The following is a 12,299-nucleotide window of genomic DNA, read 5'->3' on the forward strand; positions in this document are numbered from 1 at the left end:
GCCTCTCCCGCTATTTTACAGAACGCTTTTTCGTTTCTTTCAGTAGCAGTTTAACTTCAAAGACCGTACCTCTTGGTTTGTTGTCCTTGACATAAATAGTGCCCTTGAAAGCATCGACAATCTGCTTGGCCAGAGAAAGTCCTAGACCAAAGCCACCTTTCTGACGGGTCCGAGCCTTATCCACCCGATAAAAGCGATCAAAAATCTTCTTCTTATCTTCATCGCTGATACCAGGACCATTGTCTGCCACTCGGAAAATAAGGTAACGATCCGTCGAAGTAGCCATGACACTGATTTCGCCATCATCATCTGTGTACTTGATAGCATTGTCAAATAGGATGGTCATCAGCTGCTTGAGGAAAATTTGATCTGTCACAATAGGGTTCTTAATCATATTTTCTGAATGAAAAGCCTTTTTATTTTCCCTTGCAATAATGCAATAATTAGCAAAGGTCGTATCAAAAAATTCTGGTTCGACTTCACCATATTGTGGCTTAATGCCATCATCACGACGGGCCAAATTGAGCAGATTGGTCGTCAGCAAGCGCATATTGCGCACTTCATCCAAGCTAGAAGCGATATTTTCACTGCTCTGCATGATTGTTGCTTCAGGCTTACGAAAGAGCGTTTCTAAGCGGCTCTGCAATACTGCCAGAGGAGTCCGTAGCTCGTGACTGGCATTTTCCACGAAAGCCTTCTGCTTCTGGATACTTTCCAGCAGAGGCTTGACACTCATACGAGCCAGATAAATACTGGCAATCAGAGAAATTCCCCAGAAGCTGACCATGACCATGGCAATCAACTGCTCATGCTTGCTGCTGGTCTGCTCCAGCTGGCTGATACTAGTCATGACCACAGCATACTTGATATCAGGATACTCATTTTTAGGATCAATATCAAAGAGATAAGCCCGATAGCTTTCTGTCTGACCAAAGCTGTTGCCAATCACAATTTCCTTGATTTGATTCAGATAGGACTTGTTAAACTCTAATGAATTAAAGTCCAGAAAGCCATCGCTCTTGCTGGTGGAAATATTTTTATAATTATCGTCCAAAAGCAGGGCGAAAGTATTAGAACTGAAATTTGGCGTCGTCAGATTGTCAGGCTTAGGCTCTTCGTTTGGATCACCATCAGGCTCTTTACTGCTTTTAGGACTTTTAGTGTTGACCTTATTGCTCGGATCAGACTGCTGACCTGTCGTCCGATAGGCCAAATCTGCTACCGAACTAGGATCATTACTCAGATTCCTCAGATTTTCATCAACTGACGTATAAAGGCTGGAGCGCATAACCTGAATAATAATCAAGGTCATGGCTGAGAAGATTAATGTAAACAACCCAAAATAGCGAATGAAATAAGAGAAATCATCCGCATAAAAGGTCTTCTTGATTTTATTCAGCATCTTTTAAAATGTAGCCGACACTACGAAGAGTATGTAGGTTTTTCGCAAATGCCGTTCCTTTCAGTTTTTTACGAATTTTGGAAACGTACACTTCGACAACGGAAACAGTGGTATCACTGTCAAAGCCCCAGAGACGATCAAAAATTTGAGTCTTAGGCAAGATTACATTTTGATTTTGCAAGAAATAAACCAAGAGGTCGAACTCTTTACCAAGCAACTCTACGTCTTTACCTGCCTTCGTGGTTGAATTTGTGGATAGATTGACCGTCACATCACCGTAAGAAAGAGTATTCTCGTTGAATTTACCAGCGCGTTTCAAGAGCGCTTGGATCCGCATTTTCAGTTCTTCCAAATAGAAAGGTTTTGTCAGATAGTCGTCAGCTCCGAGCTCAAAGCCATGTCCTTTGTCATCCAAGCTTTCCTTAGCTGTCATTATGAGAACAGGTGTTGTGACTCCTTTTGCTCGGAGATCTTTCAGCACTTGGAAACCGTCCTTTTCAGGCAGCATGAGATCCAGTAAGATGAGGTCATAAACACCGCTTTCTGCTTCATATAGACCTTCTTCGCCATCAAAAACCTGCATTACATCTGCAAAATCATCTAAAAAATCAAAAACTGAGTTTGACAGTCCAAGGTCATCTTCTACCAATAGAATTTTAATCATTTTTCTTTCCTCCAATAAAACTTTCCAAGATTATGTCTTTTGGTTTTTGTTTTATTTGCTATTCTTATTATATCATGACTCGGGTCAAAATCAGTAAGTTTTTTTCTACGACTGCGACGTTTTATTTTCTTTTGTCGACTTATTATTGTTCTTGTCCGATTGTTCATTTGTGTTCGTTGAAGACTTTTTCTTGTTTTTCTTCCCGTTGTCATTTTGCTGAGCAGAAGAATTCTTGCTCTTGTCCTTGACAGACTGCTGACCGTCTTGAGGCGGCATTTCTTGGTCTTGACCGTTCTGTACTGGACCACCATCCTGTGGTGGCACTCCATGCCCAGGTCCGCCGTTTTGAGTATTCTGACCTGGTTGCGGAGACATGCCATTTCCTACATCCTGACCATTTTGTCCCTGCTCCGGTACTCCAGGCACAGTAGCTGACTGTTGAATAGCTGATTGCTGACTGTTTGTACCGTGAATAGCTGTCGCAAGACCATAACCGCCCAGAAGTCCGACTGCTACAGCACCACCCGTCGCAACCGTCAGCCACCATTTTGTACTTTTTTCTACAACAATCATTTTTTCCATATCCATTTAATACGATTCCTTCTTTCTTTTGTAAATTTTTCAATCTGTTTCTATCAAACAAGAAGCTAATGCAGCTTACAAGTCATCCTATACACATCCTTTCACTTGAATAGCATTATCATATAGATTTTTACTTAAACAGGACTGAATTTTTTCTTAAAAAAGGCTGAAAGATAGGGAAAATGGATTATGCAAAGTGCTTTTTCAATATACGGCTATATTTATCTAATAAAAGAAAATCAGCTAATCTTGAAGACAGAAGGTTGAGTTTAGCAAACAAAGATGCCCCTCGCCCCATCAGGATGACTCTTCGATGAGACTTAATACCTTTTAGCAAAGCTAGGCAAACTTCGTCTGTAGTTGAAATCTTAATCCCCATTTCATTCCAAACAGGATGGTAAGGCTTTTCTGAGGGTGTGTCCGCAGCATTGGGACAAAAATAGGTTAAATACACCTTTTCCTGCTCCTGCTTTAATTCGCGATTCATTGATTCAATAAAAGAAAAAATCCCTGCGCGACTAGCCACATCTACGCTATAGTAAGGGAAAGCGAGTCGCCCATCTGCAAAACCGCCAGAATGCACAATTGTAGCACCTTTTTTATTTTCTAATAAGGGCAGAAAAATCTTGCTAATCAGAATGGCGCCAGATAAATTGATCAATAGTGTTTGCTCTATGTCCTCAAGGGAATGCGCTGACAAAGACTTTCTTACATCAAAACCAGTTGCATTGATAACAATATCTATACATTCCGACCACTCTTGTATCTCTGATACTACATTTTTTAGAGACTCTTCACTTGTAATATCCACTGAGCTTATTGGAATAAAAGACGAAAATTCTTGCACAAACATCGTTAACTTATCTATATCTCTTCCTAAGAGGAATAACCTAGCACCCGCTTGATGGAAAGCTCGTGTATAGACTCTTCCCAAACTGCCACTTGCACCAATAATTACAACCTTTTTATTTTTAAAATAATTATCAAACATATAATTCTCCATTCTCTAGTGAGTCTTTTGTGATAAATTCAATAAAACAAGTCCGACAATAACTAGACTTATCCCTAAAAGACTTACAGCTGTTACTTTTTCGTGCCAAAGCAGAATAGATAATATTGTTGTCCCTACTAGACCTATTCCAGACCAAATAGCGTAAGCTAGATTTAACTGAATGCCCTTTAAAGATAGAGATAAAAAGAAAAAGCACAAGCCATAAAACATCAAAGCAAGGCAACCGAAAAATAGTTTCGAAAAACCTTGAGATAATTTTAAAAGGCTTGTGGCGGCAATTTCAAATAGAATTGCGAGAGATAAATAAAAATAGTAAAACATTGTTTTCCTCCTAATATTCTAAATAACTAAAAAGTTAGCAGGAAAATCAATAGAATTATCCGAGAGATGAAACAAAGCAAGTCCAAAGTGTACAGGCATTTGTCAAAATCATTGATTTTATGCTCGAATCTTTGGAGATAGATAAAGCATTTCGACCACATAGCTCATCTAATGAAATCTGGTAAAAATTGGCTAGACGAATAAGACTTACACTATCTAGAATCGTCTTATCATTTTCCCAGTTCGAGATGGTCTGCCGAGTCGTCCCTAGTGATTCTGCAATCTGAGCTTGACTATAGCCTTTTTGCTCCCGTATAAACTTCAATTGTTTTCCTAACATTATCTTTTCCTCCTCATCATACTTATTTTTTAGTTGTTTGGCTAGATGAAATTCTTTAACATTAGTGATTATTGTAAGTAAAAATTCTTTGACATGGCTATTATAACACGATTTACGTTCATCTTAAAATACTTGCCTATCTAAAACACTTGATACATCTATCGACCATTTGCTCAAAAAATCCGCAGCAAAAAAGACTGGGGCGAAATTGTCTCAGTCTTGATTTATCATGTTCAAAAGCTCTGGATGCAGGAGCTGCTTATCTTTTTATGACTTTTTCTTAGAAAGACGGAAGCCAGCTGACGCTAGCAAGGTCGCAAATCCAAGATAAGTGAGAAGAGCACTCGAATTGCTTCCAGTTTTAGGCAGTTGCCCTTGAGAAGCTCTCTCTTTGGTTTGGTAGCTGACAGATAGCTGCAAGTTGCTTGTTTGCTTACTTGCAAATCTTTGATGCTGCCAAGTTCGGTTTGAAAGAAGCTCAAATTTTTGCGCTGTTTGAACAGTAATTTCTGCAGGAGGTGTCGAAACACTAACCTGATTGGATGCTATCCGGTATTGATTATTAATCAGCAAGCTGAAATGATTGGTATAGGTTCTGCCTGGATACAAGAGTCGACCAACTGCTGCTGGAGCTAGCGTTTCGGTAGCAGTATTCAAATCAGCATTGTAGCGTTCAAGCAAACCTGGTGCAGCAACAAAAGTCAAGACTCTGGTGCTCGGGTCATAAGAAACCTCATAACCAGGACTTTTCACTCTGGTTGCTTCTAGATCCAATTCAAAACCTTCTGGCAGGCGATCTTCCAATACGAAAGAATGAATTGGCAGTCGATAAGCAGGCAAAGCATCTGTTACCAAATTAAGGACAGCAAAACTTCCCTGGCTAACCTCTTGTTGATGAATATTCTTCTTGGACTCATTCTCCAGCTCTTCTCTGACTTTTAACTGGATAAAGAGCTGGTTAAAGTGATAAGTTTGAGTCGGCGCTTGCGGACGGCTTGGCAAATCTTGATAGCTAGGTTCAGCCGGCTTTTGAGGAAGCTCTTTATAGTTCGGCTTGTCAGGCTCCTCCATCAAAGGCAGGTCACTTTCTCTGATAGGTGACTGGGGCTCAGGCTGAAGAACAGGTTCTTGAGGAAGCTGTGATTCCTGCAAATAGCTTGGTTCCTGAGGCAGGTCCTCTAAAGCAATTTCTTCTTCATAAACAGGTGGTTTCGGAGCCTCACCAGTGTTTACTTCAGGATCTTTTTGAGGTTTTTCTGGTTCCTTCAAATAAGAAGGTCGTTGAGGTTCCTGTGGCAGCGCTTCTTCAACCGGAGTTTGCGGAAGGCTCAGCAAGGGCAGCTCCTCCTCATAAGTTGGCTCTTCAACTGCAGCCGGCTCTATCAATAGAGGAGGGGAGCTAGGTTCTTCTGGCACCTCTTGATAAACAGGCTTTTGAGGTTGTAGAGGCTCAGCCAGATAAGTTGGCTCTTTCGGCAGACTTTCCAAATCTCTTTCCGGTAGGGCTACTGGCCCCTCAGGCCGATTTGGAAGGGGAAGAGGCTGAGTTTCTGTCGGCTGGCTAGGAAGTTCTTGATAGGCCGGCTGAGCTGGCTCTTCTGGCAAAGGTTGATAGACTGGCTGACTCGGAAGAGGCTGCAGTGCCTTGAGCTCTTCATAGGTTGGCTCTTGTGGTTGAGCGATCTCAGTCGGAGCGACAGGCTTCATTGGGACACCTTTAGCTTTAATATCTGAGTTAAATACAAACCAAGCAGAACCCCGATTTCGTGAACCAATATCAAATGAAATGACATCGCCCTGTGCCTTACCGACAATAGCGCCATACCAGTTATAAGGACTATTAGGTGTATCCCACTTATTATACTCAAAGCGAGAGCCTTCCTTCTCATGGTTAATAGAAATATCGGCATGAACACTGGTATCTGGGTGAATGTTAATAGCAGATCCTGTGATAGGAACATATTCACCATTAAAATTCTTGATGTACTCAATCGCAGCTTTATTCGTATTTAAAGATGAGAAGCTGACAAGCGAACCTGTCATATCAAGCTTTTCTCCAGCTTCATCGAAAAACTCCGCTTGGACATTGATTCGAGATTGGCCATGAAAATCCAAGGTCCACACAGTTAAGGTCGGATCCTTAACTAAGAAAACTGGCAGCTTATCCTGACTCTTCGTTGATTCTTTAAGAGTATAAGTGTAAACAACTTTAGTGATTTTCTTGCCTTGAATACTGGAATTTTTGATATTGGTATAAGTAGCTACCAGAGGCACATCTTTTTGCAGAACAACTTTAGTCTGATGTTCTTTCCCTTTTAAAACACTGGTCAAATCAGATATTCCTTGTTTATCCATTCCCCAAGAACGAACCTCATCAGTCAGCTCATCATTGGTATAGGTTCTAATAGAGGGATCAAGTGTCAAGACAGCCTGGGGCTCAGATTTGAAAACAAAAGGCTGGCTTTCAACTTTGCTGAGATAGCCTTCTTCATTTTTCTTAGCCTCCGCTTCCTGCAATTCTCTATCAAAAGTTACAAGAGCTGCATCATACTTAGTTTTGGCAGTATCATAGGCAGATTTTGCCTTCTTATATTCTTCTAAGAGCTTATCATAGTCGGCTTTCAATCGGGCATTTTTTTCCTTAATGATTGCATTTTCCTGCTCAATCACTGCGTTCTGCGCTGAAATAGCCGCAAGGTTTGCCTCATAATCTTCTTTTATTCTTTGATTTTCTGCTTCAATTCTTGCAAGATTTGCTTGGTAGGTCGCTAAGTCTGCCTGATAAGCAGCTAGTTTATTCTTGTTTTCCGTCTCAATCTGAGCAGTCGCCTCCTGATAGGCAAGTAAGGCTTTCTCATATGCTTCTCGACTTTTCTGGTTGCTTTCGGTGATTCGAGCTACATCCTGCTCATATTGGGTTAATTGATTTTTATAAAGCTCTTGTTTTTCCTGATTTTGCTGACGAATCTGTGCGTTTTCAGCTTCAATAGCAGCATTACGGGCTGTTACTCCTGCTTTTTCTGAGTCATAGGCGGTTTGCCGCTTCTTATTTTCACCTTGAATACGCTCAAGTTCAGCTTGATAGGCAGTCAAAGACGCTTGATAATCTCTTTCTTTGGCCTCATTGGATGCCTCGATTTGAGAGCGATTCTTTTGATAAGCAGCTAATTTGCTCTCATAGTCTTTCTCTGCCGCTTGGTTTTTTTGTCGAATCTCAGCCAATCGCTCTTGATAAGCAGCTAAATCAGCCTGATACTGCTCTTTTAAGGCTGCATTTTTCTGCTGGACTTCTTGATTTTTTGCCTCAATCTCCTTGTTCTGCTCTTGGATTTTAGCCAAGGCTGTCTCATAAGATTGTTTAGCTGCTTGATTGGCTGTTTGAATACGTTCTACTTCCTGCTGGTAAGCCGTCAATTCTGACTGATACTGCTGCTCTAGCTCAGCATTTTCTTTTTGAACCCGAGCCAGTTGTTTTTCATAGTCAGCCAAGGCAGCTTGATAAACAGCTTCTTTTTCCGACTTAACCTGAGCCAGTCTGGATACTTCAGCTTCATACTGCTTGACTGATTCCTGATAGGCCTTTTTAGCTGCTTGATTTCGTGCTGCAATGGCTGTATTTTCAGCTTGGGCAGCTTTGTTGCGAGCTGAGACTTGAGCAAGCTTTTCATCATAGCGACGCTTTGCTTGAGCATTCTTCTCCTGAGTAGCTTTCAGCTCTGTAGCATAGCTATCCATAGCAGTTTGGTAGTCTGCTTTCGCTTGAGCATTTTCTTGTAAAATCCGTGAACGATCCTCTTGATAGGCTGCTAAAGCCGCTTGATAGGAGGCTTCTTTCTCTTGATTGATTTTTACTATACGGTTCAATTCTGCCTGATAAGCCGTCCGTTTCTGCTCATAATCCGCCTCTAGCTGAGCATTTTCAGCTTGAATACGGCTGTACTCTTGTTCATAGGAAGCCAGCGCCTTGTCATATTGGTCTTTCAAGGCTTGATTGGCAGACTCTTTCTGACTGAGTTCTTTCTCATAAGTCTTCAGTTGCTCCTGATATGCTGCTGTGTTTTTGCGTATTTCCTTGACTTGAGTTGCGTAATCGGCTTGGGCTGTCTCCCGTTTACTAGCAGCTTCTTCTGGATTTCTAGCTGTTCCTAAATCAATAGGCGGCTCCTGCTTTAGCTGAACTCCTGCTTTCTCGGCCTCTGCCAAAGCTTGGTCTATTTCTGCATGAGAAACCTCCAAAGGAAGCTCGTCTTGACTTACTGGCTCCGACTGAACAGGGGCAGCAGGCGGCTGGGGTGCTTCGGTTGGTGAAAGTGCAGCTTCAGAAAGGGCAGACTCATCGGCTGCTGAAGATACCTTTTCCTCAGCCTGAACCGACCCAGCAGCTAGCAACAAAGCTGCACCCAAAACAGCTCCGCACAAGCCCTTAGAAAGGCGGCTCTTGCGGAAGCCATAGACTATTTTCTTTTCCATTATAATCTCCATTTCTCCTTTAAACAGTTACCTGTTTATTGTCCATATTGTTCTATTTTATCAAAGCAAAGGCATATTAGCAATGTTTAAATACTCAAAATGATAAATAAAAGCCTGAGATAGGATCATATCTCAGACTTTCTAGTCATTTTAATCAAATCTATCAGATTGCAGCTCGAATTGCTTTTTCCACTGCTTCTTTCTCGCGTTTCACCAGTTCAACACGCGCAGCGATTTCCTTGATTCCCATGCTGATGTTTCGGCTAATCGCCATATCATTTAACTGCGGCTCAAAGAAGGATTTGTATTCTGCTAATCTCTTCTCTGTCTTGAAGACCACAGCTGGGCTAATGACAAAGCTATCAAAGCTCATGTCGCCACCTAGCGCTGCCTTGATCCAGTCCCAATTCTCACGCGCCCAAGTCCACACTGCTTCTTGAGTAAAATCCCGGCTGAGGAAACGGGCATACCAAGCTGACAAATCCTGCGGTTTCACAGTAAATTTATCCTTCCAAGTCGCTAAAAGTTCATTCAAGGTTTCCTTGTTCTTCGTATAAGAAAGGGCTGTAGAAAGCGCATTTTTGAAGCTTCCATCATTTGAAGCGACATATAGGTCCAGATAAAGCTTAGTCAGCTCCTTGCTTTCATGATGCTTGATTTGGTTGACCAGCACCTGCAGGCGAATAGCGGCAGGGAGTTTTTCCAAATTATCACGATAGTTGTCAAAAATCTGGCTAGCTTGAGCTTTAGCCGTTTCATCGTCAGCCTTAATCATATTACCCACAATCAGCTGACGAACCATCTCATCCTCATCGCTTTCACCGTCCTGTTTTTCAAAACCAAGACGGTCGAAATTACTTTGACTGAGAATTTTCAGCAAGGCTTTGTAATCTTCTTCTGTCTGACTGTCTTCATCCACAAAACGATTCAACCCTTCCAGCACTTGGGAAACAGCTGAAACTACCATATAAGAAGTTTCGTTCGCCAGCTTGCTGATAACTGGCAGCAGGTCCGCATAGGAAATCTTACCTGACTCTGCCAGAAGTCTGCGCTCCTGCACAATTTGCAGTTTACTGATATTGTCCAAAGAGCTGAGATTATTCAGAAGAGCATCCAGCAACTCACCCTGATAATCTGTAATATAGTGAGCAGTGTTTTCTGTATTGAGACGCAGGGCTCCTTCATTTTGCGCTGCCAGGGCTGCATAATTAGGAATTTCCAGTCTTTCTGTCGTCAGAGTATCAGGAAGTCCTTGCCAGTTACTGTTAAGAGGCACTGGCCAGAGACGACCTTTGTCTTCGTGCTCCCCAATGAAGAACTGCTTCTGCGTCAAAATCAAGCAGTCATTTTCGACCTTAGCAGTGACGACTGGATAACCCGGCTGCTCCAGCCATGCATCCATAAAAGCTGCTACATCACGGCCTGAAGATTGAGAAAGAGCATCCCAAAGATCACGACCGATGGTATTGCCATACTGATGCTTCTCAAAGTAGGCGCCTAGCCCCTTACGAAAGGCATCGTCTCCCAGCCAACGACGCAGCATGTGCATAAGACGGCTGCCCTTGGCATAGACAATCGCTCCATCAAAAAGAGTATTGATTTCATCAGGGTGCTTGACTTCTACATGGACCGACTGAACGCCATCTGTCGCGTCACGCTTGAGGGCATAAGGAGCCCCACTGGTCTGGAAATCTTCAAAAATCTTCCAGCTAGGCTCAATCGCATCAACTGAGACATACTCCATCATATTGGCAAAGCTTTCATTGAGCCAAAGGTCATCCCACCACTTCATGGTCACTAGATTTCCGAACCATTGGTGGGCTAGTTCGTGTGCAACAACCAAGGCAACTGTCTGACGGCTCAGAGCTGTTGAATTTTCATCCACCAGCAAATAGATTTCACGATAGGTTACCAAGCCCCAGTTTTCCATAGCCCCAGCAGAAAAGTCTGGCAGAGCCACGTGAAGTGACTGAGGAATAGGATACTTGACTCCGTAGTATTCTTCGTAAAATTCAATACAGCGAACCGCAATGTCCAAAGCAAACTCTAGATTGCTCTCTGGATGGGCCTTGGTCGCATAAACTCCTACCAAAGTTCCATTCTTGGTTTTAGCAGTAATTCCTTGCATATCACCTGCAGCAAAAGCCAAGAGATAGGAAGACATACGTGGAGTCGTCTCAAACTTCCAAACGCCAGTCGCCTTGCGGTTTTCAACATCAATTTCCGGCATATTAGACAGGGCCAATTCACCCTCTGCTTGGTCAAATTTCAAAGCCAAATCAAAAGTTGCCTTAGCCTCTGGCTCATCCACACTCGGAAAGGCTTCGCGGGCAAAGTGGCTCTCAAACTGCGTAGAAATAATCTCTTTTTTCACACCATCTACCGTGTAGTAAGATGGGTAAATCCCGGTCATATTGTCCGTAATCTTACCAGTATAAGTTATTGTCACCAATACAGGCCCAGCCGCTTCCAGCTCGATATAAAGAGCTTCATTGTCCTTATCAAGAGTGAAAGGACGAGCTTGGCCAGCCACCTCTACAGCTTCAACTGTCAAATCTTTTTGATGTAGGGAAATCTTACTCGTCTTAGCTTCTCCAGTAATGGTCACCTTGCCTGAAAAAGACTTGTCGGCACGATTCAGATCCAAAAAGAGATCATAGTGCTCAGGAACAAATGTTTCAATAAAATGTTTAACTGCTTGCATCAGCTTCTCCTCATCTAACGAACATCATGGCAAGATTACTCCGCCATACTTGTCCGCTTATAATCTGTTATTATTGTATCATATTTAGAAGATTTCGTTGCAGAATAAATGCAAACAAAAAGACAGGTAGGACCTGTCCATAAGGTTTATGAAAATGGAAGAAAGGTCAAGAGTTCTTCTTTTCTTTCTCAAGTTCCTCTAATTTTTTATTATAGATTCGATTTTCTTCATGATAAGTTTTGTTTAGCCGTTCTTCATAACGCTGAATTTTTCTCTCGAAAATTTCTCTATTTTCTTCTATTTGTCTTAATTCATATGAGGGCACGGTATCAGGACTATTACGACAAAAAGATAATATCCATTCGCTCATTTGCTCTGAAACATTTTTAGCCTCTCGTCTCATATCTTGGTAATCCCACTCATACTCACTAACTTTCTTACGAAAGGCTATGTGATCATCATCAAGACGATCAATCTTTTTTTGAATTTCCATAAAGCCTCCTATAAGATAGGGCTGGTCAAACTAGGCTTAGGAACAGCGCCTAGTACCTCCTTGATTGAATCTGCTGCTCCACCTGTGAATGCCGCAGATAAGTCAGCAGGTACTTGAGTAGAGGCAAAAGTTTTCATAGCCTCAGCTTGACTATCTAGCCAACTCTGCAATGCTTGACTTTCTTCAAATAGGACAGCTCTTTTAGCTGAAATCAAGCCGCGAATGGCAATTCGTTCCTGAATCTTTAAATATTCTTTTTTTATGCGTTCGGCTTCAGCTCGATCTTCTGTATTTGGTTCAATCATGCGTTT

The 12,299-nt window shown here is 42.1% G+C and carries 10 protein-coding genes; all 10 read right to left on the bottom strand.

Annotated features, from left to right (window positions below):
- Positions 1-10 precede the first annotated feature (10 nt).
- The 10 genes from O3620_RS00210 to O3620_RS00255 all read right to left on the bottom strand — a co-directional run bounded on the left by O3620_RS00210 (position 11) and on the right by O3620_RS00255 (position 12,293).
- Positions 11-1,402, bottom strand: coding sequence for a sensor histidine kinase (locus O3620_RS00210; protein ID WP_371601291.1), 1,392 nt, complete (start codon positions 1,400-1,402; stop codon positions 11-13).
- Entirely contained in the window at positions 1,392-2,066 is a 675-nt protein-coding gene (locus O3620_RS00215) for a response regulator transcription factor (RefSeq protein WP_002897753.1), read from the bottom strand. The genes O3620_RS00210 and O3620_RS00215 overlap by 11 nt, the downstream gene beginning before the upstream one ends.
- A 105-nt stretch (positions 2,067-2,171) precedes the next feature.
- Positions 2,172-2,654, bottom strand: a complete 483-nt coding sequence (locus tag O3620_RS00220; RefSeq protein WP_002919185.1) for a hypothetical protein — start codon at positions 2,652-2,654, stop codon at positions 2,172-2,174.
- Between the two features lie 181 nt (positions 2,655-2,835).
- The gene (locus tag O3620_RS00225) at positions 2,836-3,651 is read right to left on the bottom strand and encodes an SDR family NAD(P)-dependent oxidoreductase (protein ID WP_371601292.1); all 816 of its coding nucleotides are present in this window, start codon (positions 3,649-3,651) and stop codon (positions 2,836-2,838) included.
- A 3-nt stretch (positions 3,652-3,654) separates the two neighbouring features.
- Entirely contained in the window at positions 3,655-3,981 is a 327-nt protein-coding gene (locus O3620_RS00230; protein WP_002904310.1) for a multidrug efflux SMR transporter, read from the bottom strand.
- 55 nt (positions 3,982-4,036) lie between these two features.
- Positions 4,037-4,321 (bottom strand): helix-turn-helix domain-containing protein, encoded by a 285-nt coding sequence (locus O3620_RS00235; RefSeq protein WP_048773161.1) that lies wholly within the window; start codon positions 4,319-4,321, stop codon positions 4,037-4,039.
- Between the two features lie 267 nt (positions 4,322-4,588).
- The gene (locus O3620_RS00240; protein WP_371601293.1) at positions 4,589-8,803 is read right to left on the bottom strand and encodes a GbpC/Spa domain-containing protein; all 4,215 of its coding nucleotides are present in this window, start codon (positions 8,801-8,803) and stop codon (positions 4,589-4,591) included.
- A 151-nt stretch (positions 8,804-8,954) separates the two neighbouring features.
- On the bottom strand, positions 8,955-11,495 hold the full coding sequence (locus O3620_RS00245) for a M1 family metallopeptidase (protein WP_371601294.1): 2,541 nt from the start codon (positions 11,493-11,495) through the stop codon (positions 8,955-8,957).
- A gap of 166 nt (positions 11,496-11,661) precedes the next feature.
- On the bottom strand, positions 11,662-11,988 hold the full coding sequence (locus tag O3620_RS00250; protein WP_002934028.1) for a hypothetical protein: 327 nt from the start codon (positions 11,986-11,988) through the stop codon (positions 11,662-11,664).
- An 8-nt stretch (positions 11,989-11,996) separates the two neighbouring features.
- A complete protein-coding gene (locus tag O3620_RS00255; protein WP_371601295.1) occupies positions 11,997-12,293 on the bottom strand; it encodes a hypothetical protein in 297 nt (98 codons plus the stop codon).
- Positions 12,294-12,299 lie beyond the last annotated feature (6 nt).

It is taken from the genome of Streptococcus sp. 27098_8_134 (assembly GCF_041431675.1).
Taxonomy (GTDB): domain Bacteria; phylum Bacillota; class Bacilli; order Lactobacillales; family Streptococcaceae; genus Streptococcus; species Streptococcus sanguinis_R.

Coding starts and splice junctions, on each gene's coding strand:
- O3620_RS00215 (WP_002897753.1), bottom strand. CDS start 2,066: ATGATTAAAATTCTATTGGTAGAAGATGACCTTGGACTGTCAAACTCA.
- O3620_RS00250 (WP_002934028.1), bottom strand. CDS start 11,988: ATGGAAATTCAAAAAAAGATTGATCGTCTTGATGATGATCACATAGCC.
- O3620_RS00210 (WP_371601291.1), bottom strand. CDS start 1,402: ATGCTGAATAAAATCAAGAAGACCTTTTATGCGGATGATTTCTCTTAT.
- O3620_RS00245 (WP_371601294.1), bottom strand. CDS start 11,495: ATGCAAGCAGTTAAACATTTTATTGAAACATTTGTTCCTGAGCACTAT.
- O3620_RS00225 (WP_371601292.1), bottom strand. CDS start 3,651: ATGGAGAATTATATGTTTGATAATTATTTTAAAAATAAAAAGGTTGTA.
- O3620_RS00240 (WP_371601293.1), bottom strand. CDS start 8,803: ATGGAGATTATAATGGAAAAGAAAATAGTCTATGGCTTCCGCAAGAGC.
- O3620_RS00230 (WP_002904310.1), bottom strand. CDS start 3,981: ATGTTTTACTATTTTTATTTATCTCTCGCAATTCTATTTGAAATTGCC.
- O3620_RS00255 (WP_371601295.1), bottom strand. CDS start 12,293: ATGATTGAACCAAATACAGAAGATCGAGCTGAAGCCGAACGCATAAAA.
- O3620_RS00235 (WP_048773161.1), bottom strand. CDS start 4,321: ATGTTAGGAAAACAATTGAAGTTTATACGGGAGCAAAAAGGCTATAGT.
- O3620_RS00220 (WP_002919185.1), bottom strand. CDS start 2,654: ATGGATATGGAAAAAATGATTGTTGTAGAAAAAAGTACAAAATGGTGG.